The sequence below is a fragment of the Polynucleobacter acidiphobus genome (assembly GCF_003065385.1).
Lineage (GTDB): Bacteria > Pseudomonadota > Gammaproteobacteria > Burkholderiales > Burkholderiaceae > Polynucleobacter > Polynucleobacter acidiphobus.
Window position 1 is genome coordinate 528,465 of the sequence record NZ_CP023277.1, and the last position, 24,220, is coordinate 552,684.

24 protein-coding genes are annotated in these 24,220 nt (G+C 47.8%); 14 read left to right on the forward strand and 10 right to left on the reverse strand.

Features of this window, described 5'->3' with window-relative positions:
- The first annotated feature begins 28 nt into the window (after positions 1–28).
- Positions 29–457, forward strand: coding sequence for an HIT family protein (locus AOC32_RS02850; protein ID WP_108508040.1), 429 nt, complete (start codon positions 29–31; stop codon positions 455–457).
- Here AOC32_RS02850 and AOC32_RS02855 read toward each other — a convergent pair.
- The 6 genes from AOC32_RS02855 to AOC32_RS02880 are packed head-to-tail and all read right to left on the reverse strand — an operon-like array spanning position 449 to position 5,442.
- Complete coding sequence (locus AOC32_RS02855) at positions 449–1,159, reverse strand: class I SAM-dependent methyltransferase (RefSeq protein ID WP_108508041.1); 711 nt, start codon at positions 1,157–1,159, stop codon at positions 449–451. The genes AOC32_RS02850 and AOC32_RS02855 overlap by 9 nt on opposite strands.
- A gap of 7 nt (positions 1,160–1,166) precedes the next feature.
- On the reverse strand, positions 1,167–1,589 hold the full coding sequence (locus AOC32_RS02860) for a DUF1841 family protein (protein ID WP_108509312.1): 423 nt from the start codon (positions 1,587–1,589) through the stop codon (positions 1,167–1,169).
- Positions 1,582–2,238 carry an endonuclease III gene (nth, locus tag AOC32_RS02865; protein WP_108508042.1) on the reverse strand — a complete coding sequence of 219 codons (657 nt, stop codon included), beginning with the start codon at positions 2,236–2,238 and terminating at the stop codon, positions 1,582–1,584. The genes AOC32_RS02860 and nth overlap by 8 nt, the downstream gene beginning before the upstream one ends.
- On the reverse strand, positions 2,235–2,915 hold the full coding sequence (gene rsxB / locus AOC32_RS02870) for an electron transport complex subunit RsxB (RefSeq protein ID WP_108508043.1): 681 nt from the start codon (positions 2,913–2,915) through the stop codon (positions 2,235–2,237). Before rsxB ends, nth begins: the two co-directional genes overlap by 4 nt.
- A 21-nt stretch (positions 2,916–2,936) precedes the next feature.
- A complete protein-coding gene (locus AOC32_RS02875) occupies positions 2,937–4,208 on the reverse strand; it encodes a polyhydroxyalkanoate depolymerase (protein ID WP_108508044.1) in 1,272 nt (423 codons plus the stop codon).
- Between the two features lie 28 nt (positions 4,209–4,236).
- Positions 4,237–5,442, reverse strand: coding sequence for an amino acid aminotransferase (locus tag AOC32_RS02880; protein WP_108508045.1), 1,206 nt, complete (start codon positions 5,440–5,442; stop codon positions 4,237–4,239).
- Positions 5,443–5,575: 133 nt separating this feature from the next.
- Here AOC32_RS02880 and uvrB point away from each other — a divergent pair, with 133 nt between their 5' ends.
- The 9 genes from uvrB to AOC32_RS02925 all read left to right on the forward strand — a co-directional run bounded on the left by uvrB (position 5,576) and on the right by AOC32_RS02925 (position 13,561).
- Complete coding sequence (gene uvrB, locus AOC32_RS02885) at positions 5,576–7,738, forward strand: excinuclease ABC subunit UvrB (protein ID WP_234409789.1); 2,163 nt, start codon at positions 5,576–5,578, stop codon at positions 7,736–7,738.
- A 148-nt stretch (positions 7,739–7,886) separates the two neighbouring features.
- On the forward strand, positions 7,887–8,456 hold the full coding sequence (gene iscR / locus AOC32_RS02890) for a Fe-S cluster assembly transcriptional regulator IscR (protein ID WP_108508047.1): 570 nt from the start codon (positions 7,887–7,889) through the stop codon (positions 8,454–8,456).
- A 2-nt stretch (positions 8,457–8,458) separates the two neighbouring features.
- A complete protein-coding gene (locus AOC32_RS02895; protein WP_108508048.1) occupies positions 8,459–9,718 on the forward strand; it encodes an IscS subfamily cysteine desulfurase in 1,260 nt (419 codons plus the stop codon).
- Positions 9,719–9,751: 33 nt separating this feature from the next.
- Complete coding sequence (gene iscU / locus AOC32_RS02900) at positions 9,752–10,138, forward strand: Fe-S cluster assembly scaffold IscU (RefSeq protein WP_108508049.1); 387 nt, start codon at positions 9,752–9,754, stop codon at positions 10,136–10,138.
- Between the two features lie 8 nt (positions 10,139–10,146).
- Positions 10,147–10,470 carry an iron-sulfur cluster assembly protein IscA gene (gene iscA, locus AOC32_RS02905; RefSeq protein WP_108508050.1) on the forward strand — a complete coding sequence of 108 codons (324 nt, stop codon included), beginning with the start codon at positions 10,147–10,149 and terminating at the stop codon, positions 10,468–10,470.
- Entirely contained in the window at positions 10,448–10,972 is a 525-nt protein-coding gene (hscB, locus tag AOC32_RS02910) for a Fe-S protein assembly co-chaperone HscB (RefSeq protein WP_234409790.1), read from the forward strand. The genes iscA and hscB overlap by 23 nt, the downstream gene beginning before the upstream one ends.
- Positions 10,973–10,983: 11 nt before the next feature.
- Positions 10,984–12,846, forward strand: a complete 1,863-nt coding sequence (hscA, locus tag AOC32_RS02915; protein ID WP_108508052.1) for a Fe-S protein assembly chaperone HscA — start codon at positions 10,984–10,986, stop codon at positions 12,844–12,846.
- Positions 12,847–12,863: 17 nt separating this feature from the next.
- Entirely contained in the window at positions 12,864–13,202 is a 339-nt protein-coding gene (fdx, locus tag AOC32_RS02920; RefSeq protein WP_108508053.1) for an ISC system 2Fe-2S type ferredoxin, read from the forward strand.
- A gap of 11 nt (positions 13,203–13,213) precedes the next feature.
- Positions 13,214–13,561, forward strand: a complete 348-nt coding sequence (locus tag AOC32_RS02925; RefSeq protein ID WP_108508054.1) for an HNH endonuclease — start codon at positions 13,214–13,216, stop codon at positions 13,559–13,561.
- A gap of 2 nt (positions 13,562–13,563) precedes the next feature.
- Here AOC32_RS02925 and lysS read toward each other — a convergent pair whose 3' ends face one another.
- The 4 genes from lysS to AOC32_RS02945 all read right to left on the reverse strand — a co-directional run bounded on the left by lysS (position 13,564) and on the right by AOC32_RS02945 (position 18,887).
- On the reverse strand, positions 13,564–15,108 hold the full coding sequence (gene lysS, locus AOC32_RS02930; RefSeq protein ID WP_108508055.1) for a lysine--tRNA ligase: 1,545 nt from the start codon (positions 15,106–15,108) through the stop codon (positions 13,564–13,566).
- Between the two features lie 9 nt (positions 15,109–15,117).
- Positions 15,118–16,222, reverse strand: a protein-coding gene (gene prfB / locus AOC32_RS02935; protein WP_108508056.1) for a peptide chain release factor 2 whose coding sequence is annotated in 2 segments (ribosomal slippage) — positions 15,118–16,140 and positions 16,142–16,222 — 1,104 coding nt in all. Because the reading frame shifts where the segments join, the coding sequence is not laid out codon by codon here.
- Positions 16,223–16,245: 23 nt separating this feature from the next.
- On the reverse strand, positions 16,246–17,988 hold the full coding sequence (gene recJ, locus AOC32_RS02940; protein WP_108508057.1) for a single-stranded-DNA-specific exonuclease RecJ: 1,743 nt from the start codon (positions 17,986–17,988) through the stop codon (positions 16,246–16,248).
- On the reverse strand, positions 17,985–18,887 hold the full coding sequence (locus AOC32_RS02945) for a hypothetical protein (RefSeq protein WP_108508058.1): 903 nt from the start codon (positions 18,885–18,887) through the stop codon (positions 17,985–17,987). The genes recJ and AOC32_RS02945 overlap by 4 nt, the downstream gene beginning before the upstream one ends.
- Before the next feature lie 68 nt (positions 18,888–18,955).
- Between AOC32_RS02945 and AOC32_RS02950 the strand changes: the two genes are divergently transcribed.
- Genes AOC32_RS02950 through AOC32_RS02965 form a run of 4 tightly spaced genes read left to right on the forward strand, consistent with a single transcriptional unit; the run spans position 18,956 to position 24,168 of the window.
- The gene (locus tag AOC32_RS02950; protein ID WP_108508059.1) at positions 18,956–20,218 is read left to right on the forward strand and encodes a lipoprotein-releasing ABC transporter permease subunit; all 1,263 of its coding nucleotides are present in this window, start codon (positions 18,956–18,958) and stop codon (positions 20,216–20,218) included.
- Entirely contained in the window at positions 20,211–20,897 is a 687-nt protein-coding gene (locus AOC32_RS02955) for an ABC transporter ATP-binding protein (RefSeq protein WP_108508060.1), read from the forward strand. Before AOC32_RS02950 ends, AOC32_RS02955 begins: the two co-directional genes overlap by 8 nt.
- A gap of 6 nt (positions 20,898–20,903) precedes the next feature.
- On the forward strand, positions 20,904–21,716 hold the full coding sequence (locus AOC32_RS02960) for a TatD family hydrolase (protein ID WP_108508061.1): 813 nt from the start codon (positions 20,904–20,906) through the stop codon (positions 21,714–21,716).
- A gap of 1 nt (position 21,717) precedes the next feature.
- Entirely contained in the window at positions 21,718–24,168 is a 2,451-nt protein-coding gene (locus AOC32_RS02965) for a DNA internalization-related competence protein ComEC/Rec2 (protein WP_108508062.1), read from the forward strand.
- The last annotated feature ends 52 nt before the right edge of the window (positions 24,169–24,220 follow it).

Below are 24,220 nucleotides of genomic sequence, written 5' to 3' on the forward strand. Positions count from 1 at the left end.
GGCGCCTTTCTGTTTTACAGTACTGACTATGAACCATTGCATTCTTTGCCAAGACGAGGGCGGGCATCTAGTGTGGCGCGGCGATGATGCGCGCGTTGTTCTGGTTGACGCTCCCGATTTGCCCGGCTTTTGTCGGGTCATTTGGAATCGACATATTGCAGAGATGAGTGAGTTATCACGAGTTGAGCGAGAAATCTTGCTGGCCTTGGTGGATGTAGTTGAGTTTGCTGTGCGCCGCGTCATGCGACCCCAAAAAATAAACCTAGCGTCATTAGGTAATCAAGTTCCGCATCTTCATTGGCATGTGATTCCCCGTTTTGCCGATGATCCATACTTCCCAGATTCAATTTGGTCGCCAAAACAACGCGATACAGCGGATACCGTGCTTAAATCGCGACGTGAGCTTGCTAAGGGAATTCCGGAAGCGATCCGATCAGGTATTGCCGACTTAGCTTAAGCGTTGATAGGCACGGGCTTGATGAAAACCGTGGGCATCCAGTAAGGCTTCCTTATGAAAGCCTGCCTGGTGAGCAAGCGATTGATATTCAGAGGGGCTCAAAGGAAAGTCATTGGCTCGAACATGCTCAGTAATGCGGGCGCGTTCGATGGGGTTGATCGCCACCCAGTCCTTTTCAACCATATATAAATATTGATCGAGATAATCATCTCGACTTTGTCCATCATTACGCATCACATCGATCAACACAAACGACCCTGAGTGTTTTAAGACCCGAAAGCATTCCTTAAAAAGAGTCAATTTGGATTGATCGGTCAAATGATGAATGGCATAACTTGAAAATACTAAATCAAGCGCGCAGTCTGGTATTTGACGAAGTTGCTCAAGCATATCTAAGCAATTTAATTCCAATTGCGAGGACCAGGGTGCCAAATTAACTTTAGCAAGCTGTAGTGCTGGTTGCGAAAGATCGCATGCTATGTAGCGTGAGACTTGGTTGTTTTTAAAAAGTATTTGACAGAGCGAGGCGTCTCCGCAACCAAGATCTACAAGAGACAGTGGTTGATTAATTGATTGAATCAGCCGTTGACTAGCATGAACTAATTCGTGATGAAACATGTAGTTATGCTCAAGTAGTTTTTGATAGGTTGCCCAATTGGAACGAAATAGAGTAATTGGGTCGGATTCAAAAGCTTGATTCATTAAAAGCCTAGATTAATTTTCGGATGGAATCAATGTATGCTAGAGCATCTAAAGCTTGACCGTTACGCTGCGATTCCCAAAGCATACGCCCTAAGCATTCCATAATTTGATGCTGGGCTTCATGCTCTGAATCTAATTTTCGACTAAGTTGCTCGGCCACCAACTTGATTCCCGGAGGCTGATCAATTGAAATCTGCTCACTAATCGATAGATGCATGGCTAAATGCAAAAAAGGGTTGGTTTGCCCTTGTTCGGGCGTGAATTCATGAGCAAGCGCTTGGTTGCTCGTCAAAATAGTGTGATATTCGGGGTGAAGCTTGATCCATGAGCAGGCCATCATCTCAAGGGGTGTTAATACACCTCCAGATAACTGTTTTTGCCACGCTCCGCAAAAGAATTGTCGAACCTCATCGCGACTTGGGTTAAACAGCGCCACGTATTTTTCCTTGATTGGTTTTATATCGATAGGAGCATAAAGGCTCGACGATGCATTGCGCACAATCCGGATTGCGAGCTTTACATACATAGCGGCCATGCAAAATCAGCCAATGGTGGGCATCCATGAGGTAGTCCTTGGGAATCCGTTTCATGAGTTTGCTTTCAACCTCAAGGACATTTTTGCCAGGGGCAAGACCTGTGCGGTTGGATACTCGGAAAATATGGGTATCGACTGCAATTATTGGTTCCCCAAATGCCGTATTGAGGATGACATTGGCGGTTTTGCGTCCAACGCCAGGAAGCGCCTCAAGGTCAGATCGGTTTCTCGGTACTTCACCACCATGGCGCTCAAGCAAGATTCGACAGGTCTCCTGTAAATGTTTACCTTTTGTTCGATACAGTCCAATATGTTGAATGTAAGGACGCACCCCTTCTTCGCCAAGCTCTAGGATAGCTTTAGGAGTATTGGCGACTGCGAACAATTGACGAGTACCCTTATTCACCGATACATCGGTTGCTTGCGCAGATAGTAAGACCGCAGTTAATAGTTCGAATGGCGAGCTGTATTCGAGTTCAGTAGTCGGCTTTGGATTGTTTGTCTTCAATTGCTCAAAAAAAGCAATGCGCTGCTCAAGATTCATGATGTTGATGAACCCGATTGCTTTACTCGCGCAATGGCTGCAGCAATAATCGCTCGTTTTCGTTCGATTTCATCGAGTTGCGTTTGGCTTGTGGCTTGATTCTGATCCAATGCGGCCAGTTTCGCTTTAGCTTTAGTAGCCAATCGCTCCTGTTGATCGCGCTCCTCACGTTCGAATCGATTTAAATGCGACTCGTAGCGAGCTCTGGCAAGATCGGCTTGAGCGGGTGACCAGGCATTCCAGCCGGTCTGCTCACCCGTTACATTCAGCATATGAATGCAATCCACTGGGCAGGGGGCAACGCATAAATCACAGCCGGTACACCATTCAGGAAGAACGGTGTGCATTTGTTTTGACGCCCCAACGATCGCATCGACTGGGCATGCCTGGATACATAGTGTGCAGCCAATGCAGGCTTGCGGATCAATCCAGGCGACTGGACGGGGGCGTTCAACCCCACACTCCGGATCAATCGTGCGGGTTTCTTCATTTAATGGGTAATTCAGAATTTGGCTAAGACGAATGATTCCTTCTGCGCCGCCTGGGGGGCAGCGATTGGGTTTTTCGCCCTCAGCGAGCGCCTCTGCGTAACCGCGGCAATCGGGATAGCCGCACTTTGTACACTGTGTTTGCGGAAGTGCGTCTTCGAGTAGGTCAGCCAGCTTGGTTGAGGGCATGGACTTTAAATCCGATGCAATTTAATTCGCGTCTTGATTGCTGGGGTTCGATGAGTGGTGAGCGCGAATAAATTGTTGGATGCGGGGATAGACCTTATTGCGCCAGCGACTTCCAGAAAAAATACCATAATGACCGGCACCGCTCACTTCGTAATGCTCTTTCCTCGATTCCTCGATTCCCTTGCACAATTTATGAGCCGCACGCGTTTGACCGCTCCCAGAAATATCATCCATCTCCCCCTCAATCGTCAGTAAGGCGGACTGCTGAATGTCTTGTGGCTTAACGAGCTCATTACGAACCATCCAAGTCCCATTGGGTAGAGCATAGTCCTTGAAGACAGTACGAATGGTATCTAAGTAATAGTGGGCATCCATATCCAGCACCGCGTTGTATTCGTCATAAAAGCGGATATGGGCTTGTGCATCTTGTTCGTCACCGCGCACTAAGTTTTGAAAATAGTCCCAGTGCGATTGAAGATGATTGCTTGGGTTCATGGCGATAAAACCCATGTGCTGCAAGAACCCTGGGTAGACTCGTCGTCCGACCCCGGGGTGGGGTGGAGGTACATTGTGAATCGTATTTGCCTCAAACCACTCAATCGATTTGCTCATCGCTAAAGAGTTCACTGCGGTCGGTGATTTACGGGCGTCAATTGGACCGCCCATCATGACCAAAGAGCGGGGCGTGTTTTCACCGCGCGAAGCCATTAGAGAGACAGCACCTAGTACTGGTACGGTTGGTTGGCATACTGATATCACATGCAAGTTTTCAGCGCCAATATGACGAATGAAATCTTCAACGTAATGGACGTAATCGTCTAAACCAAACACACCCTGATCATTTGGAACCATGCGGGCATCGATCCAATCAGTAATGTAGACCTTGTGATCTTGCAACATGGTACGCACGGTATCGCGCAGTAAGGTCGAGTGATGACCTGAGAGTGGGGCAACAATTAAAACAACCGGGTCTTGCTTCATTTTGGAGATGACTTCAACATCATCTGAAAAACGCTTAAAGCGGACCAAATTACAAAAGGGCTTGGCTAGGGCAGTAAATTCTTGGACAACAACCTCTTTACCATGCGCTTTAACAGTACGAATTCCAAACTCGGGTTTTTTATAGTCCTTGCCAAGACGGTGCAAAAGTTCGTAACTCGCTGCTAGACGCTCTGCGCCGGGTACCAAAGAGAGCGGGTTAGCAGGATTAACAAAAGTCTCAGCAGTCGTTTTTGCCCACTCCGTTAGGGGTTGCAATAATGCTTTTTGGAAATCGTAGATTTGATAAAGCATTCAATACTCTCCAGAACCAGCAAAGATCCTATTTTGACATGAGAACCCGGGCAATTGCCTGAGCGACCCGATCTATATTTTTGGTATTTAAGGCAGCAACACAAATTCGTCCTGTGGATAAGGCATAAATGCCATCTTGCTCTTGCAGTTTGGCGACCTGATCCGAAGTCAATCCTGAGTAAGAGAACATTCCTCTTTGTGCCTCAATAAATGAAAAGTCTTGCGATACACCAGCTGCCGCCAGTTTCTCTTTTAAACCATGGCGCATGGATTTAATTCGATCGCGCATTTGAGCTAACTCATCCTCCCACATTTGACGCAGCTTAGGTGAGTTGAGAACCGTCGCCACAATCGCAGCACCATGGGTTGGCGGGTTCGAGTAATTGGTTCGAATCACACGTTTGAGCTGAGAGAGCACGCGAGCAGATTCTTCTTTACTTTGTGTCACGATAGACAAGGCGCCAACGCGCTCACCATACAAAGAGAATGATTTGGAGAAAGAGCTCGATACAAAGAACGAAATTCCCGAATCAGCAAACATACGTACGGCAGAGCCATCTTCTTCAATGCCATCCGCAAAGCCTTGGTAGGCAATATCAAGAAATGGAATCAACTGTTTTTGTTGGCAAATCGAAATAATGGTTTGCCATTGATCTTTGGTGAGATCCGCTCCCGTTGGATTGTGGCAGCAGGCGTGGAGGATGACTAGGGTTTTCGCAGGAAAAGACTCTAGCGATTTCACCATGCCATCAAAGTCTACGCCCCGTGTTTTTGGGTCAAAGTAGGTGTACTCCAAAACCTCGTATCCAGCAGCTTCAAAAATACCGCGATGGTTTTCCCAGCTTGGGGAGCTAATGGCTGCCTTCGCAGTGGGTTCGAGGCGTTTTACAAAATCTCCACCAACGCGAAGGGCCCCGGTGCCACCAAGGCACTCGGCAGTGACCACTCGCCCAGCTTGAATCAATGCCGAGTCTTCACCAAAAAGTAAGTTCTGCACTGCTGAGTTATATGGATTCGGTCCTTCAATCGGAATGTAGGCGCGCGGCGCTTCTTTAGCAACGACTTCTTTTTCGGCCTCAAGGACAGCGCGTAAGAGGGGAACTTTGCCTTCGTCGGTGTAGTAAACCCCCACCCCTAAATTAACTTTGCTTGGTCTTTGGTCGGCGTTGTAAGCCTCAGTTAGGCCAAAAATCGGATCTTTGGGAGCAAGCTGGACGGAAGAAAACAGGTTCATGGTGGCAATGTCGATTAATTGTTGTAAATCAGGCTCTTAGAAGCGGTTGGTGTAAACGGAATAAAAACGGCAAAATTGAAGATTGTTTATAAATTGCTAGGTAGTTCATCCTTAGCCGTAAATGATAGCCGAGATGCCAAAGCTCACCCCAAAATCGACCAACAAAAAAAAGAATCCAGATTCAGTCGTTTTTACCGATTCGACTAGAGCTGATGAGGATGTTGCACTCAAGATTGAGCAGGCAGCGACTCTGGATGAATCGAAGTTTGTTTCCTTTCCCAATTCACCCTATCAACTCTATCAACCATTTCCTCCAGCTGGCGATCAGCCAGCTGCGATTGATCAGTTATGCGAAGGACTCGAGGATGGATTGCTTTTTCAAACTCTGTTAGGGGTTACGGGTTCGGGCAAAACATTCACCATGGCCAATGTCATTGCGAGGATGGGACGACCGGCCATTATCTTTGCGCCCAATAAAACACTCGCAGCACAGTTGTACTCTGAGTTTCGGGAATTTTTCCCCAGAAATGCAGTTGAATATTTTGTGAGTTATTACGACTACTATCAGCCAGAAGCCTACGTTCCTCAGCGCGATTTGTTCATCGAAAAGGATTCATCGATTAATGAGCATATTGAGCAGATGCGCTTATCTGCTACGAAAAGTTTATTGGAACGCCGAGATGTGGTGATTGTGGCAACGGTGTCGGCCATTTATGGCATTGGCAATCCAGGCGATTATCACAGCATGGTGTTGACCTTACGTCCCGGTGATAAATTAAGTCAACGCGATATTGTGACGCGACTCATTTCAATGCAGTATGAGCGCAATGAAATGGACTTTCAGCGAGGCATTTTTCGAGTCCGCGGCGATACGATCGATATTTTCCCGGCTGAGCATAACGAGCTGGCAATTCGGGTTGAGCTGTTTGATGACCAGGTCGAATCACTCCATTTCTTTGACCCCTTAACTGGAAAGATCAAGCAGAAATTACCGCGTTTTACGGTCTACCCGAGTTCGCATTATGTGACCCCGAGAGAAACGGTTTTAAGGGCCATTGAAACCATTAAAGCCGAGTTACGTGAACGCTTAGACGAGTTTGTTAAAGACAATAAATTAGTGGAAGCTCAGCGTTTAGAGCAACGTACCCGATTTGATCTTGAGATGCTCTCGGAGCTCGGCTTTTGCAAAGGGATTGAAAACTATTCACGTCATTTATCAGGTGCGAAACCGGGTGAAGCGCCACCAACTTTAGTCGATTACCTGCCGGATGACGCGCTGATGTTCTTGGATGAGAGCCATGTTTTGATTGGGCAGCTCAATGGGATGTATAACGGGGACCGCTCTCGCAAGCACACCTTGGTGGAGTATGGCTTTCGTTTGCCATCGGCAATGGATAACCGCCCACTGAAATTTCCAGAGTTTGAGACCAAGATGCGTCAAGCAATTTTTGTCTCAGCAACCCCAGCTGATTACGAAAACCAAAAAACGGGCCAAGTGGTTGAGCAAGTCGTGCGACCTACTGGATTGGTGGACCCTGCGATTGAGGTTCTACCCGCTAGCTCTCAGGTGGATGATTTGCTGGGTCAAATCCATGAACGTGTTCAAGCGGGTGAGCGTGTATTGGTCACAGTGCTTACTAAGCGTATGGCCGAGCAATTAACAGAGTATTTGGCTGATAACGGCGTCAAAGTACGCTACGTTCACTCGGATATTGATACGGTCGAGCGTGTCGAAATTATTCGTGATTTACGTTTAGGCGTTTTTGATGTGTTAGTTGGTATCAACTTGTTGCGGGAGGGTCTCGATATTCCCGAGGTATCCCTAGTCGCAATTTTGGACGCGGATAAAGAGGGATTCTTACGAGCAGAGCGGAGCTTGATTCAGACCATTGGAAGGGCGGCGCGAAATGTTCATGGCAAAGCGATTTTGTATGCCGACAAAATAACGGACTCGATGAAAAGAGCGATGGGGGAAACTGAGCGTCGCAGAAATAAGCAAATTGCGTTTAACTTGCAGCATGGTATTAAGCCTAAAGGGGTGCAAAAACGGATTAAAGACATTATTGATGGCGTCTACGATGTTCAAGAAAAGCGCGTAGAGTTGCAAGTTGCTCAGCGTAAGGCGCAATACGAGATGATGAGTGAGCGTGAGTTGGCAAATGAGATTGGTCGCCTTGAGAAGCAAATGATGGCTGAGGCTAAAAATCTCGAGTTTGAGAAGGCAGCAGCGACTCGAGATCAGATTGCTAAAATCAAAGAGATGGCATTCGGGGCGCTTGCTAAAGATTCTATATAAATCAAGCGGTTATCGTTTTTATCCCCACATTACCCCTATGGCTTATTCCTGATAAAAATACTCGGGAATATGTTATACTTGACCAGAATTGTCAGGTATTACCCTTCTGACAATGGCTGTCCATATCAACCCACAACCAAGGTGATTTATGAGACTTACTACTAAAGGTCGTTTTGCCGTAACCGCGATGATTGATTTAGCCCTGCGTGAAGCGCATGGCCCCGTAACCTTAGCTGGGATTAGCCAGCGCCAGAAGATTTCTCTTTCGTATCTAGAGCAACTCTTTGGAAAATTGCGTCGCTTCAACATTGTTGAGAGCACACGCGGTCCAGGCGGAGGCTATACCTTAGCCCGTAAAGCCGAGGAGGTTAGTGTGGCCGACATTATTGTGGCCGTGGATGAGCCCCTAGACGCTACCCAGTGCGGTGGTAAGGGAAATTGCCATAGCGAGGAAGACACCCATAGTCGCTGTATGACCCATGACTTATGGACCAATTTGAATGCCAAGATGGTTGAGTATTTAGACTCGGTCACCTTGCGCGATTTAGTGAAGCAGCAAGAAAGCCGCGGAGTAGTGATTGCTGATATGCGCGAGAAAAAAGTGCGTGTTGAGCCTGCGAAGTTGAAAAAGCCAGCAGTCGCTGCAGTTGCTAAAAAAGAAGAGGCTCCTAAGCGGCCCCTAATTAACTCAGTATTCAATTTAGCAAGACAAGGTTAAGTATGAACGCTCCACTCAAGGCGGCATTGCAGCCCGTTTCGATTTATAGCCCGAAGCATTTCCCGGTCTATATGGATTACTCGGCAACGACGCCGATTGATCAGCGCGTGGTTGACAAAATGCTGCCTTATTTGCGGGAGCAATTTGGTAATGCGGCCTCCCGTAGCCATGCATTTGGATGGGCGGCCGAAGAAGCGGTCGAGGAGGCGCGGGTTGAGGTGGCCAAATTAGTTCATGCCGATCCCCGTGAGATCGTATGGACGAGTGGTGCGACCGAGAGTATTAACTTGGCTCTAAAGGGTGCGGCCCATTTTTATAAAGAAAAAGGTAAGCACATTATTACCGTGAAGACTGAGCACAAGGCGACACTTGACACCTGCCGCGAGCTCGAGCGCGAGGGATATGACGTCACTTACCTCGACGTCATGGAAAACGGTCTGATTGATTTTGCTCAGTTTGAAGCCGCTATTCGTCCAGACACCATCTTGGCATCGGTGATGTATGTCAATAACGAAATTGGAGTGATTCAAGACATTCCCCGGCTTGGCGAGTTGTGCCGCTCGCGTGGAGTTATTTTTCATGTGGATGCTGCGCAAGCAACGGGTAAAGTTGAGATTGATTTGGAGAAGCTCAAGGTTGATCTCATGAGTTTCTCAGCACATAAGACCTATGGTCCCAAAGGGATTGGTGCTCTATTTGTACGCCGCAAGCCCCGAGTAAGGATCGAGGCGCAAATTCATGGCGGCGGTCACGAGCGCGGAATGCGTTCGGGAACCTTGCCTGTTCACCAAATTGTTGGCATGGGTGAGGCGTTCCGGATTGCTCGGATTGAGATGGCCGAGGAATCCGCTCGCATCCGCAAATTGCGTGACCGCTTACTAGCTGGTCTAAAAGACATTGAAGAGGTTTATGTCAATGGTGATATGGACCAACGAGTTGCCCATAACCTCAATATTAGTTTTAACTATGTTGAAGGCGAATCGATGTTGATGGCATTAAAAGACATTGCGATCTCTTCTGGATCTGCCTGTACCTCTGCATCTTTGGAGCCTTCTTATGTATTACGCGCTTTGGGGCGCAACGATGAGCTTGCCCACAGCTCGATTCGTTTTACGATCGGCCGCTTCACCACTGAAGAAGAAGTAGATTTCACGATTGCGTTGGTTAAAGACAAGATTGCAAAATTGCGGGAACTTTCTCCCTTATGGGAAATGTACAAAGACGGCATTGATCTCAATACGATTCAATGGGCTGCTCATTAATGATGTTTGTTGTTCTAAACGAGGTAAATTGAAATGGCATATAGCGATAAAGTAATCGATCATTATGAAAACCCCCGAAACGTTGGCTCCTTTGCGAAGGGTGACGAGCAGGTTGGCACGGGAATGGTTGGTGCGCCCGCATGTGGCGACGTGATGAAATTGCAAATTCGCGTAAACGATCATGGCGTCATTGAAGATGCAAAATTCAAGACCTATGGTTGCGGTTCTGCGATTGCATCCTCCTCATTGGTGACAGAATGGGTAAAAGGTAAAACGCTTGATCAAGCTTTGGAGATTAAGAACTCCCAAATTGCTCAAGAGTTGTCATTGCCACCCGTGAAAATTCATTGCTCGATCTTGGCTGAAGATGCCATTAAGGCAGCAGTAAAAGATTACAAAGATAAGCATTCTGTTAAATAAAAATCACCATGTCCATCACCCTGACTGAAAAAGCCGCTAACCACGTCAACCGCAGTTTGCAAAAGCGCGGCAAGGGCTGTGGTTTGCGCTTGGGTGTGCGCACCACCGGATGTTCAGGCCTTGCTTATCAATTGGAGTATGTTGATGAAGCGGCACCAGAAGATCAAGTGTTTGAATCTCACGGCATCAAGATTTTTGTTGACCCAAAGAGCCTGACCTATATCGATGGTACTGAGCTTGATTTTGTCCGTGAGGGCTTAAACGAAGGTTTTAAGTTTCAGAATCCCAATGTGAAAGATGAGTGTGGTTGTGGCGAATCTTTCCGCGTCTGACAACTACTTCACTTTTTTTGGCCTTACTCCCCGATTCGTATTTGATACGTCGGCATTGGATCAAGCTTATTTAGCAATTCAAAAAGAAGTTCACCCCGACCGTCACGCCTCGGGATCTGATGCCGAGCAACGGTTGGCGATGCAAATGGCAACCTATGCCAATGGCGCTTACCGAACCCTGAAAGACCCCATCGCGCGCGGCCTCTACCTATGCCAGCTTCATGGTGTTGAGGCAAATCTAGAAACGAATACTGCGATGCCAGCCCAGTTCTTGATGAAACAAATGGAGTGGCGTGAAGCACTGGATGATCACGCTGATGATTTAGAGGCTCTGGAGCGCCTTGCTACCGAAGTTGAACAATCACGTCATGATTCCTTGTTGGAACTCAACGATGCGTTTGAGCAATCGGCATATACCCAGGCGGTGGATATCCTCCGAGGCCTACTCTTTATCAATAAATTTTCTACCGAGCTCGATGATGCAATCGCGCAACTGGTCTAAGACAAACGAATATGGCCTTATTGCAAATCGCTGAACCTGGAATGGCACTCGCGCCCCATGAGCGTAAGGTGGCTATTGGTATTGATTTGGGAACAACCAACTCCTTAGTTGCGGTCGTTCGTGATGCCTTACCCAAAGTCTTAACGGATGCTGCTGGTCAGGCTCTATTTCCATCGGTGATTCGGTATTTACCAAATGGCGGCACGCAAGGCGGATTTGAGGCTTTGGCTCACGTGATCGAGGATCCAAAAAATACCATTGTCTCGGTAAAGCGTTTCATGGGACGCGGCTTAAATGATTTCAGACAACAAGACTTTCCGTATGCATTGATTGATGAGCCTGGCATGGTCAAGTTACGAACCGTCGCAGGGGATAAAAGCCCAGTGGAAGTGAGTGCAGAGATCTTGGCACGATTACGACAACTGGCCGAGGATTCTGTGCAAGATGAAATCGTCGGGGCGGTAATCACAGTTCCCGCTTATTTTGATGATGCCCAACGTCAGGCCACGAAAGACGCTGCCAAGCTTGCCGGGCTCCACGTCCTGCGGCTATTAAACGAGCCCACAGCGGCTGCGATTGCGTACGGCCTAGATAATGCCTCCGAGGGTATTTATGCCGTCTATGATCTTGGCGGCGGAACCTTTGATATCTCGATTTTGCGAATGAGTAAGGGCGTGTTTGAAGTTTTATCCACTGGCGGAGATTCTGCCTTGGGCGGTGATGACTTTGATCGATCAGTGTATGACTGGGTTATTGAAGAAGCTAAGCTGATAAACCTTGAGCCTAGGGATCAGCGAGCGCTACTGAGCGCAGCCAAGCGTGCCAAAGAAGAGTTAAGCAATGTGACCGAGACCCTTATTGAGCTCACCCTCATGAACGGACAATCCATCTCCCTAATTCTGACTCGCGATCAGTTCGGAGTGCTTACAAAGCCATTGGTGGATAAGACCATGGTTTCGGTTCGTAAAGCACTGCGAGATGCTCAACTCCAAGTAGGTGAGGTGAAGGGTGTTGTGATGGTTGGCGGCGCCACTCGAATGCCGCAAGTGCAAACTGCAGTCGGGGCATTTTTTAAGACCCAGCCCTTAAATAACCTTGATCCCGATCAGGTAGTTGCCCTTGGCGCAGCAATGCAGGCCGATCTTCTAGCGGGCAATCAAAGCAAGAACAATGAGTGGTTATTACTTGATGTTATCCCGCTATCCCTTGGTTTGGAAACCATGGGTGGACTCGTAGAAAAAATTATTCCGCGCAATACGCCAATTCCGGTTGCCAGGGCACAAGATTTCACGACCTTTAAAGATGGTCAGACCGGTTTATCGCTCCATATTGTGCAGGGGGAGCGTGAGGTCGTCGATGCTTGCCGATCCCTGGGGCGATTTGAGCTTAAGGGTATTCCTCCAATGGTTGCTGGTGCTGCGCGGATTCGTGTCACGTTTCAAGTGGACGCAGATGGGCTTTTATCAGTACATGCGATCGAGCAAAGTTCTGGGGTTCAGGCATCCATTGAAATCAAGCCATCGTATGGACTCAATGATTCTGAGATTGCACGCATGCTGCAAGATGGATTTCAGGCCGCAGGCGATGATATGCGCGCGCGCGCATTACGCGAGGAGCAGGTGGAGGCAAGGCGCTTATTAGAGGCAGTAAGCGCAGCACTGCAGGAGGATGGTGATCTACTAACCGATGTCGAGCGGGCCCTGATTCGTAAGGAAATGACTCAGTTGCAGGCACTTTTAGAATCCGAAACAAGCAGCGATATGTTGCGTAAAGCGATTGAAAAAGCCGCCAAGACCACCGATCCGTTTGCCGAAAAACGTATGAATGCGAGCATTCAGCGTGCACTGACAGGAAAAAATGTTGCTGAAATTTAACTCTTGAGAATAATGTAATGACCCAAATTGTTGTGTTGCCACATTCTGAATATTGTCCTGATGGCGCAGTGATTGAAGCCGAGCCAGGAACCAGTATTTGTGAGACCTTGCTTGCCAATGATATTGAAATTGAACATGCGTGCGATATGGTGTGCGCTTGCACCACGTGTCATGTCATTGTGCGCGAAGGCTTTGCGAGTCTTAATGAGCCCGATGAAAACGAAGAGGATATGCTTGATCGCGCCTGGGGTCTGTCGCCACAGTCCCGTCTGTCGTGTCAGGCCATCGTGGCTAAAACGGATTTGGTGATTGAAATCCCTAAATATTCGATCAATCACGCCAAAGAAAATCATTAGCCCTAAATTTTATGTTGGGTCGGATTCGCCAAAAGCAAATTGATTCAATCGAAGCGGCATCAGTCAGCTCTAATCCAATTATTTGCCCTATTTGCGAGCGTGAGATTCCTTCTGCACAAATGGATGCGCATCATCTGATTCCACGCTCTAAGGGTGGCAAGGAGACGCAGTATTTGCACCGAATCTGCCATCGTCAGATCCACGCTTTATTTACCGAGACGGAGTTAGCGAAGCGTTTGAACTCTGCGGATGCAATTCGCCAACATCCGCAAATGCAGCGCTTTATTGAGTGGGTCAAAAATAAGCCAGACGGCTTTTACGAGCGGGTTTCCAAAAGTTCCCGCTTAAAAGAGCGGTAAGTTTATTCGTCTTCCCGACGTAAATGCGGAAACAGGATCACATCACGAATATTGGGTACGTCGGTGAGCAGCATGACTAATCGATCGATGCCAATACCGCAGCCTCCGGTAGGGGGCATGCCATATTCAAGGGCCCGAATGAAGTCGTGGTCAAAATACATGGCCTCTTCGTCGCCAGCATCCTTTTGGGCGACTTGCTTTCGAAAGCGCTCAGCCTGATCCTCGGCATCATTTAGTTCTGAGAAACCATTTGCAATTTCACGGCCTGTAATAAAAAGCTCAAAACGCTCGGTTACTCCTTTACGAGTATCGGACTCGCGCGCCAAGGGACTTACTTCGATGGGGTAATCAATAATGTAGGTAGGATCCCAAAGATGTTCTTCGGCCACCAGTTCAAATAAGGCAAGCTGTAAGGCTCCCAAGCCAGCATTTTTTAGTGGCGGAGAGTTCAGGTCTTCACCACCTTTTTTAAGCTCGCCGCGAATAAATTCAGGATCCTCTAGCTGATTAGCAGAGTAGGATTTTTTCGAAAGAGGGCTGTACTTTAAGATCGCCTCGGTAATGGTCAGACGGTCAAAGGGTTTGGCAAGATCCAGTGGGCGACCTTGGTGGGTCAGGGTTGCGGTCCCCTGGGCATCGATGGCTGCACTGCGAATCAGGTTCTCCGTGAAATCCATGAGCCACCGATAGTCGGTATAAGCCGCATAAAACTCCATCATGGTGAACTCGGGGTTATGGCGGGGACTTACACCTTCATTGCGGAAATTACGATTAATCTCAAAAACGCGTTCAAACCCCCCCACGATTAAACGCTTTAGATACAACTCTGGAGCGATACGCAAAAACATTTGCATATCAAGTGCATTATGGTGGGTAATAAATGGTTTGGCTGCAGCGCCACCAGGAATCGGATGGAGCATGGGCGTCTCGACTTCCATAAACTGTGCGTCAGTCATGTGGCGACGCAGCGAAGTAATCACTTTGCTACGCGCTAAGAACGTATTTCGGCTATCTGAATTCACAATCAGATCTACATAGCGTTGCCGATATTTCAATTCTTGATCGGCAAGCCCATGGAATTTATCGGGCAGGGGGCGTAAAGACTTGCTTAAAAGTCTCAGTGTGGAGCACTCAATCGATAACTCACCCTTGTTCGTTTTAAATAAATAGCCTTCGGCAGCAATAATGTCACCAAGATCCCAATGCTTAAATGCCGCATGAACTTCACCGCCGGTGACATCATCACTGATATAAAACTGAATTTGACCACTGCGATCTTGAATGGTCGCGAAGCTGGCTTTACCCATCACTCGCTTTAGAACCATCCGGCCGGCAACTTTGACATGAATACGCTTGCTGGTTAATTCTTCTTTATTAAATGAGTCGTAATGCTGATGAAGGTCAGCCGCCAAGTGAGTTGGAACAAAGTCATTGGGGTATGCAATTCCTGCTTGGCGTAGCTTTGCTAATTTCTCACGCCGCTCGGCAATGATGTGATTTTCATCTTGCGCTGGAATCGGTGGGTCTTGTTGGTCTAAGTTACTCATAGCAGAATCTTACACGCCCTGTTTAAGGCTGGCCTCAATAAATGCGTCAAGATCACCATCCAAGACTTTCTGGGTATTGGAGATCTCAACATTGGTTCGTAAATCTTTAATACGACTTTGATCAAGTACGTAAGAGCGGATTTGATGTCCCCAACCAACATCGGTTTTGCTGGCCTCTAACTTGTCTTGCTCGGCACGTCGTTTACGCATCTCATGTTCATATAAGCGTGACTTGAGCATGCTCATTGCCTCAGCCCGGTTGCGATGCTGGCTGCGATCATTTTGACACTGCACCACAATGCCTGTTGGAATATGTGTGAGTCGAACTGCAGAGTCAGTCTTATTAATGTGTTGACCGCCAGCACCAGAAGCGCGATAGGTATCAGTACGAATATCGGCAGGATTGATTTCAATCTCGATCGAGTCATCAATCTCGGGGTACACATAAATACTGGCAAATGAGGTATGGCGACCGCCAGAGGAGTCAAACGGTGATTTACGGACTAAGCGGTGCACACCCGTTTCGGAGCGGAGATGACCATACGCATATTCCCCATCAACCTTAATCGTGGCGCTTTTAATGCCGGCGACATCACCGTCAGACTCTTCCAAAATCTCTGTTTTGTAGCCTTTGCGCTCACAGTATTTGAGGTATTGGCGATACAGCATACTGGCCCAATCACAAGCTTCAGTACCGCCAGCCCCCGCCTGAATATCAATAAAGCAATTGCAAGGATCCATTTCATTATGGAACATCCGCCTAAATTCGAGATCGGCAATAATTTTTTCATAAGCACCAGCATCCGCTTCAAGGGATAGCAGGGTATCCAAATCATTCTCGGCGCGAGCGAGATCCATTAGTTCCATGCTGCTAATAATGTTTTGCTGTAAATCAGTTAGGGTACTCACTACACCTTCGAGTAACTTTTTTTCTTTCCCAAAGGCTTGTGCTTGTTTTGGATCATCCCAAATTTTGGGATCCTCCAAAATACGATTGACTTCAATTAGGCGGTTTGTTTTGGCATCAAAGTCAAAGATACCCCCGAAGGGCTTGCTCGCGAGCGAGGAGATCTTTGAAGGCGTTGGTAATTTGATTCAGTTGTTCGGCTTCCATGAGCGAATTATACGGGTAAGAGCCTATTGGAGTGGGTCATCGATGGCTTCAATGATCAGTTGGATACGGGCCTCGTCACGAAAACGATCGCTCACTAGACGAAATGCTAGAAATGCGAGTTGCGGTAGCGTTTGAGTGCGATTAAACCAAACTGCCGATACGACGGGCGTATGGTTTTCATCATTCGCAATCGGGCGAAGTAAAAGACGTAAGTGCTTATCCTTCATCAGCGACTGCTGTAGCACCTCAAATTTGCCATAGAAAAGCGGTTGCGGAAAACCTTGACCCCAGATCTCTTGCATCAAGCGATCGGCAATTTCAACGGTGAATTGATCTGGATCCAAAGAGCCATCATGGATACAGCGCCTTTGCAAAATTTCATCACCGAGTAGGCTAGTGCTGATCTCTCGAAAGTAATTTTCAAAGTCATCAAAGTCGGATTGGCGAATCGTGAGGCCTGCTGCCATGGCATGGCCGCCAAACTTCAAAATAAGCCCAGGGTATTTTTTTGAAACTAAGTCAAGGGCATCACGCAGATGAAAGCCCTGAATCGATCGACCGGAACCACGCAGCAATCGAGTACCAGAATCATCATCCGCAGGTGCAAAAACAATCGTTGGGCGATTGAAGCGTTCCTTTAGTCGCGAGGCAACAATGCCCACTACACCCTGATGCCAATCAGGATGCCATAAGCAGAGTGCTGGTTGTTCATTAACGGATAAATTAGCAAGGCTCGCAAGCGCGGATTCTTGCATGCCGGACTCGATCACGCGCCGCTCTCGATTAATCCGATCAAGTTCCTGTGCAAGCGATGTTGCGCGAACCTGATCGTCACATAGCAGTAATTGAATTCCTAAGCTCATATCGGCTAAGCGACCAGCTGCATTTAAGCGAGGCCCAATTGCAAATCCTAGATCAAAGGGGCTGGCAGACCTGGGATCTCGCCCGGCTACCTCAAATAAGGCCAGCAATCCTGCTGGCGCGAGACCCTGACGTATTTTTCTAAGACCTTGTGAGACCAAAATACGGTTATTGCGATCGAGTTGGGCAACGTCTGCAACCGTGCCAAGTGCTACCAAGCTAAAGAGCTGCTCGAGTTTTGGTTGAGTCTCGACTGTAAATACACCTCGTTCTCGTAATAGGGTGCGTAAGGCAATCAAAATATAAAACATCACCCCAACACCCGCCAGCGCCTTACTTGAAAACGCACACTCCGGCTGATTGGGATTGACGATTGCAAGTGCGTTTGGCAGCTGATCGCTGGGTAGATGGTGATCGGTAACCAGAACATCGATGCCGTGTGTCTTGGCATAGTCAATTCCTTGATGGCTAGCAATCCCGTTATCAACCGTAATTAAGAGCGATGGTCTTGGATTGAGTTCAAGTGCCATATCAACCACCTCTGGGGTTAGCCCATATCCCATCGTGAAGCGATTTGGAACCAGGTAACCCAATTGCTCGTCAGATGCCCCCAGCATCCGTAATCCTCGCATCCCAACGGCACAGGCGGTTGCGCCATCACAGTCGTAATCAGCGACAATCACCATCGGTCGTTTTGCGCTGATTGCATCGGCCAATAATCTCGCCGCTATCTCACATTCCTTGAGTGAAGAGGGCGGTAGTAAATGCTTCGCCTCAAGACTTAGATCTGAGTAATCCTGAATGCCTCGAGCAGCGTATAAGCGGGCAAAGAGTGGATCAATGCCATGCCCTTCTAAGCTCGCAGTAATTTCATTTGGATAGGTGCGTTGGCTAAAAATACTCATGCCTGTAATTCTTCCCAGGTCGGTGGCTGATTTTTATACCAAAACTTCCATGCAGGGCCCCGATAGTCTTTGGCTCGGAGCGTGCGTTTGCGAATGCTGCCGGGAAAATCAATTAAGGTAATTTCAAGGTCGGACTCAAGCATTGCTTGGATCAAGCGAGGCCATTGCTTATCAATATGCTTTAACCATACAAAGGTATTACTTGCTTGTTGTTCCCATTGAATAGACTCAGAGCTCAAAAGAGGGATGCCACACTGTGCAGCAATCGATGTCATCCAGGGATGATCACTAATCATTTGAGTTGCATTGGTTAATTCAGGCGAATAAGTAATATCGGTTGCTTTACCAATCCCGTAGACCCATACCGAATTAATCCGGGGTAATCCTTGCGCCTCCCGCGCCTCATTGATGGGGTGAATATGCCAGCGCATTTGGATCTCATTCTGAATCCTGCGCCAACATTTAGCTAAACCTGATACAACGGTATCTTTTGGAAGCCACCAATCGATATTGCGCCCTGTAGCCTGCGCAACGCTGTGGGTGTAGAGTGATTCATAATCGTTTGCAGCATAAATCCAAGCATTTGGACTACGCGAGATTGGAATAATTCCTTCTTCATTCAGAATGGTATTTGCCTCTTCCATCAAGATCATGATTTCATCAGTGGGTATCGATAACTCTGATAGTGGAAGCAGGACAAGATGATCGCGCGTCGCATGTAAATGAACTGGTTCAATACACAGTTGAATTTGATCATTTGGATTTGCATGAAGAACGCTGCCAAGAGCAAAGGAGTCGCCAATCAGATAGCGCTCATGCGGCAGGGCCTTGGGTGCATACGCAATGTCATGGTTGAGCTGATCCTCCCCGGAAAGAAGAATGTTAATTTGTTGACTCATGACCCTAATTTTAGGTGGCAATTACTCAACTTGCTCAGTAGGTGGTGCCAATTGCTTAAACTGTGAAGATGTGGAAGATTCCGATTGAACTGGAGATTGGCCTAAAGTACACTCGCTCGCGGCGTAGGAAGGCCGTTGGTCAGCGCGATGGGTTTCTATCCTTTATTTCTGGGATCTCTATGGCGGGGATCGCGCTTGGGGTTGCAGCCCTAATTGTGGTGCTCTCAGTTATGAATGGATTTCAGAAAGAGGTGCGAGACCGCATGCTTTCGGTTCTCTCGCATATTGAGATCACTTCCCCGAATGGTTTATCTGACTGGGAACCGCTCGCCGAGACACTCGCAAAGCAAGCTCATGTTCTAGGGGTTGCCCCGATGGTGAGTTCTCAAGGTCTTCTCTCCCGAGCTGAATCGATGCGCGGGGTTGTTCTTCGCGGGGTTGATCCAGCTTTAGAGAGTCGAGTATCCGATCTACCCAAGCAATTGATTGTGGGTTCAATCAGCGATCTGAAGCCCGGGCAATTTGGGGTTGTTCTTGGAACGCAACTGGCAGGCACGCTTGGTGTGCGGGTTGGTGATCGTGTAAACCTATTAGTTCCAGAAGGTGACTTAACCCCTGCTGGAATGATGCCCCGAATGAGGGCTCTTCAGGTTGTTGGCATGGTCGATAGTGGCCATTATGAATACGATAGTACTTTGGCAGTCATGCACTGGAAAGACGCCGCTGCCTTATTACGAATGACCGACCCAACTGGTTTGCGAGTGAAGGTCGATGATATGCAAAAGGCCCCTGAAATTGCTGTGCGCTTAGCCCAGGTGGTACCGCAAGCGCTTTGGGTCAGTGATTGGTCACGCTCAAATCGTAATTGGTTTGCTGCAGTCCAAACCGAGAAAAAAATGATGTTCATTATCTTGACCTTAATTATTGCAGTAGCAGCATTTAACTTAGTTTCCACTCTAGTAATGACGGTGACGGATAAGCAGGCAGATATTGCAATTTTGCGAACCATGGGAGCGAGTGCGGGACTGGTACAACGAATATTCTTAGTTCAAGGTTTGGCAATTGGTTTATTGGGCTCGCTGCTCGGGGTGGCGTTTGGATTACTCATTGCCCTCAATATTGACGTGATCGTGCCGTTTATTGAGACTCTTTTCCGAGTCCAGTTCTTGCCCAGAGATATTTACTTCATTAGTCAGTTGCCATCGGATGTGCGTCTCGATGACGTGCTAAAGGTGGGAATCATGGCATTTGTTCTATCGATTCTTGCAACGATTTACCCAAGCCGAAGGGCGGCACAGGTTAAACCAGCCGAGGCATTGCGCTATGAGTAAACCAGTTCTCAAAGCCTCTCATCTTGCAAAAACCTATGGCGCAGGTTTGAATGCGGTGGAGGTACTGAAAGCAGTCGATTTGGAGCTAAGTCCAGCCGAGAAGGTTGCCATTGTGGGATCCTCCGGCTCAGGTAAAAGTACTTTGCTCCATCTCTTGGGAGGATTGGATACAGCTAGTGCTGGTGAGGTGGAGTTGGCCGGTCAATTACTCAATCGGATGAGTCCGAAGGAGCTTGATCGGATTCGTAATCAACATTTAGGCTTTGTGTACCAGTTTCATCATCTGCTTGATGAATTAACAGCGCTTGAGAATGTCGCCTTACCTTTACGCATTAGAGGTTTAAGTCAGGAGGATGCTCAAGCCCCAGCACAGGTTTTATTGGATGCGGTTGGTTTAGGAGCGCGCTTGCATCACACCCCAGCGGAGTTATCGGGGGGTGAGCGTCAACGGGTTGCGGTAGCGCGTGCTTTAGTTGGAAAACCCGATTGTGTGTTGGCCGACGAGCCAACGGGTAACTTGGATACGGAGACTGCTGATCGGGTATTCGATTTAATGCTCGATATTGCTAAAGAGCAGGGCACCGGATTTTTGATCGTGACCCATGATCCCGTTCGGGCAAAACGGTGCGATCGTATTTTGCGCTTGACCCGCGGCGTACTCGAGCCATTTGGGGAATAGTGATCGATGTGGCTTGATACCCATTGCCACCTCGATGCCCCAGAATTTTTGAGTGATATCGAGAGCATCGTAGAGCGTGCAAAACACGCTGGCGTAGCTGGTATCTTATTGCCTGCGGTACGAGCTCAGGATTTTGAGACTGTTCAAGAGCTTACCCATCGGTTTAAGCATGAGATTCCGTATTTAGTCTATACCCTTGGCATTCATCCGCTATATACCGATCACGCTAGTGAAGGTGATCTAAAAACGCTAGAGGCTGCGGTAGCCAATGCTAAAAATGATCCTCACTTTGTCGGAATTGGAGAAATTGGCCTCGATTATTTTGTCGCTGAGTTGGATCCACATCGACAAGCCCTCTTTTTTCATGCGCAACTAGATCTGGCCCAACACTATCAACTGCCGGTGATCTTGCATGTCCGTCGTTCACAAGACATGATTTTGAAGGCGCTTCGTCAACGAACCATTAGTGGCGGAATTGCCCATGCATTTAATGGCAGTTTTCAGCAGGCTCAGCAATTTATAGATTTAGGATTCAAATTGGGTTTTGGAGGCGCAGCGACCTATGAGCGTGCTTTACAAATTCGCCGGCTTGTTCAAGAACTGCCACTTGATGTGATCGTGACCGAGACCGATTCGCCAGATATTCCACCAGCATGGTTACGCTCCGAACAAGGGCGTCGTAATGAGCCCGCATTTTTACCTCGTATTGCGCAGGTGTTGGCAGAAATCCGCGGTGTCCAGCCAAACTCTCTTTCAGAAGCCGTCATTCACAATGTAAGTCAGGCCCTACCGCGCTGGGGCCAACTTCTGAACCAATAACGTGCTACGCATCGCAATTACGGCATGGATTGCCGGAGGGTCGGCTTTTCTCTTTTTAGCCAAATTACCAAATCACGGCCCAGAAGTAAGCATTATTTCTGGAATCTTTTTTCTGATCATTAGCTATTATTTGCGAGATCGCAATCGCATTCTCTCGTTCTTCGCAGTATCACTAGCTCTAGCATTATTGGGATGGGGCTATCACTTTCATTATGCAAAGGAGAGACTTGCATCGCCCTTACCAATTTCTCTTGAAGATCAAGAATTAACGATACGGGGATATGTCGATCAACTACCTAGTGGTGATCATCAACATCAGCGCTTTGCCTTTGATGTAGTTGACTGGAATGATGTTCAATCTGAGACCTTGCCAAGAAAAATCTACTTGAGTTGGAGTGGGGCATGGCAAAAAAATCGTTTGATTCCAGAGCTCGCTCCGGGTGAAGAGTGGCAATTTGTTGTCAAACTCAAAAGACCACATACCTTAATGAATGACCATGGATTTGATTTTGAACGATGGATGTTTCATCAAGGCTTTGGAGCACATGGTTCAGTTAGGTCGGGTAAGCGAATTCAAGAATCCCGATGGATTTCATTAAAAACAGCCATCGAGTATCAACGCTGGCGACTTCGTAATAAGATCAAAGCGGCTCTTGAGCCTTCTGCTCCCTATGTTGGGGTATTAATTGCCTTAGTGATTGGCGATCAAAATGCCATTGCGCAATCCGATTGGCGGGTATTTAATGCCACCGGTGTCGGCCACTTAATCTCCATATCGGGCTTACATGTCACGATGCTCTCTGGATTGGGTGCCATGCTGGGGGCTTGGGTATGGCGACGTCGTGAATGGCCGCTCATCATTCCTGTGCAAAAAGTTGCAGCTGCCACTGGGTTGTTGACTGCGTTTTTATACGCATGGTTAGCTGGATTTCAAATTCCCGCCCAACGAACGCTCTACATGGTTGGAATCGTGGCTTTTGCGCTCTGGACCTCCAGAATTCCACGCGCCTTTGATATTTGGTGGATTGCCCTCTTGCTGGTTCTGGTGATTGATCCTATGGCTTCTTACACCCCAGGATTCTGGTTGTCGTTTGGAGCGGTAGCAATCATTTTGTATGGAATGGGCTCCTCATCAAGTCTCATTGGCATCCCGAATGGGAGTGAGTGGGAGCGCAGTCGACTCGAACGACTCAAACAAGCCTTTTTTGAATCCTGCCGCTTGCAATGGATTGTGACCATTGCGTTGATACCGTGCACTTTATATTGGTTTTACCAGGTATCCATCGTGTCGCCATTCGCCAATGCGCTAGCAATCCCGGCGATTAGTTTTATTGTTACGCCCTTGGCAATTGCTGGCGCGATTCTTCCTGAGTGGTTTGCGCCAATCCTTCTCCATCTTGCACATGGAGCAATGGAATGTACGGCGAAGTACCTAAATTGGCTTGCAAAATTTGACTGGGCAGTCCATTGGTCCCGCCAACCGACCCTCTGGGCAATGGCTTTATCGTTTTTAGGGATCTATTGGCATATTCGTCCGGGTCCGATGGCAAGTCATCTGATGAGTCGGATTGTGGGACTTGCCCTTTGTGCCCCATTATTTTGGCAGGCGACCCATACGATCAATCATGGTCAATTTAAAGCATATGTATTTGATATTGGGCAGGGCACCGCAGTCCTCATTGAGACAAGATCGCATCGGCTCTTATATGATGCTGGCCCACTTTCCGGAAAAAACGACAATGCTGGGGAGCGGGTATTGCTACCGTACTTTCGTGGAGAGGGAATTAATCGATTGGATCGCTTGGTCATAAGCCATAAAGACTTAGATCACATTGCTGGCGCCAGCACACTAATGAAGAGCCTACAGATCGAATCATTCTTAGGCACGATGCCAGAGCATCATCCCTTAATGAATGATGTTAAACAATCATCCATACCAGCGCTGCCCTGTCAGTTTGGTCAAGAATGGCAATGGGATGGCGTGGACTTTAAAGTTTGGCATCCGTCTGAGGAAGTAAGCTTTAAAGCAAATACGCACCGAGGAAAGCCTAATGAAAACAGTTGTGTGCTGGAAATCCGAAATAACAACACGAGTTTTTGGTTAACAGGCGATATTGAAAAACGAGGAGAGCATGAGCATGCTCGACGTCTAGAGGAGATGGGCTACCAAAAGCCCAACAAAGTGGTCGCAATGGCTCCGCATCACGGTAGTAAAACATCGTCATCACAGATATGGCTAGATGCCATTCAGCCAACTGCGGCATTTTCTCAGCACGGATATCGAAACCGATACGGGCATCCACATAGCGTTGTGAGAGAGCGATATCGAGACAATCAAATTCCACTTCTTGAAACTACCCATACTGGCGCACAGCATTGGCACGCCACTACTGATGACCTTACCGTTGAGTTCCTAAGGCCCAAGCAAAAGCGATTGTGGCATCACGACTAGTTTGGAAAAATGAATACCTAAAACTAAGTATTCTGATTGGGGTAAGCGTGAG

What these genes read in the sequence shown, in the direction of transcription:
- iscA (WP_108508050.1), top strand. Translation starts at nt 10,147, where the DNA reads ATGTCCATCACCCTGACTGAAAAAGCCGCTAACCACGTCAACCGCAGT.
- fdx (WP_108508053.1), top strand. Translation starts at nt 12,864, where the DNA reads ATGACCCAAATTGTTGTGTTGCCACATTCTGAATATTGTCCTGATGGC.
- AOC32_RS02960 (WP_108508061.1), top strand. Translation starts at nt 20,904, where the DNA reads ATGTGGCTTGATACCCATTGCCACCTCGATGCCCCAGAATTTTTGAGT.
- AOC32_RS02925 (WP_108508054.1), top strand. Translation starts at nt 13,214, where the DNA reads ATGTTGGGTCGGATTCGCCAAAAGCAAATTGATTCAATCGAAGCGGCA.
- AOC32_RS02875 (WP_108508044.1), bottom strand. Translation starts at nt 4,208, where the DNA reads ATGCTTTATCAAATCTACGATTTCCAAAAAGCATTATTGCAACCCCTA.
- AOC32_RS02945 (WP_108508058.1), bottom strand. Translation starts at nt 18,887, where the DNA reads ATGAGTCAACAAATTAACATTCTTCTTTCCGGGGAGGATCAGCTCAAC.
- rsxB (WP_108508043.1), bottom strand. Translation starts at nt 2,915, where the DNA reads ATGCCCTCAACCAAGCTGGCTGACCTACTCGAAGACGCACTTCCGCAA.
- AOC32_RS02850 (WP_108508040.1), top strand. Translation starts at nt 29, where the DNA reads ATGAACCATTGCATTCTTTGCCAAGACGAGGGCGGGCATCTAGTGTGG.
- AOC32_RS02895 (WP_108508048.1), top strand. Translation starts at nt 8,459, where the DNA reads ATGAACGCTCCACTCAAGGCGGCATTGCAGCCCGTTTCGATTTATAGC.
- AOC32_RS02955 (WP_108508060.1), top strand. Translation starts at nt 20,211, where the DNA reads ATGAGTAAACCAGTTCTCAAAGCCTCTCATCTTGCAAAAACCTATGGC.
- AOC32_RS02855 (WP_108508041.1), bottom strand. Translation starts at nt 1,159, where the DNA reads ATGAATCAAGCTTTTGAATCCGACCCAATTACTCTATTTCGTTCCAAT.
- uvrB (WP_234409789.1), top strand. Translation starts at nt 5,576, where the DNA reads ATGCCAAAGCTCACCCCAAAATCGACCAACAAAAAAAAGAATCCAGAT.
- lysS (WP_108508055.1), bottom strand. Translation starts at nt 15,108, where the DNA reads ATGAGTAACTTAGACCAACAAGACCCACCGATTCCAGCGCAAGATGAA.
- AOC32_RS02950 (WP_108508059.1), top strand. Translation starts at nt 18,956, where the DNA reads ATGTGGAAGATTCCGATTGAACTGGAGATTGGCCTAAAGTACACTCGC.
- iscU (WP_108508049.1), top strand. Translation starts at nt 9,752, where the DNA reads ATGGCATATAGCGATAAAGTAATCGATCATTATGAAAACCCCCGAAAC.
- hscA (WP_108508052.1), top strand. Translation starts at nt 10,984, where the DNA reads ATGGCCTTATTGCAAATCGCTGAACCTGGAATGGCACTCGCGCCCCAT.
- iscR (WP_108508047.1), top strand. Translation starts at nt 7,887, where the DNA reads ATGAGACTTACTACTAAAGGTCGTTTTGCCGTAACCGCGATGATTGAT.
- recJ (WP_108508057.1), bottom strand. Translation starts at nt 17,988, where the DNA reads ATGAGTATTTTTAGCCAACGCACCTATCCAAATGAAATTACTGCGAGC.
- AOC32_RS02880 (WP_108508045.1), bottom strand. Translation starts at nt 5,442, where the DNA reads ATGAACCTGTTTTCTTCCGTCCAGCTTGCTCCCAAAGATCCGATTTTT.
- nth (WP_108508042.1), bottom strand. Translation starts at nt 2,238, where the DNA reads ATGAATCTTGAGCAGCGCATTGCTTTTTTTGAGCAATTGAAGACAAAC.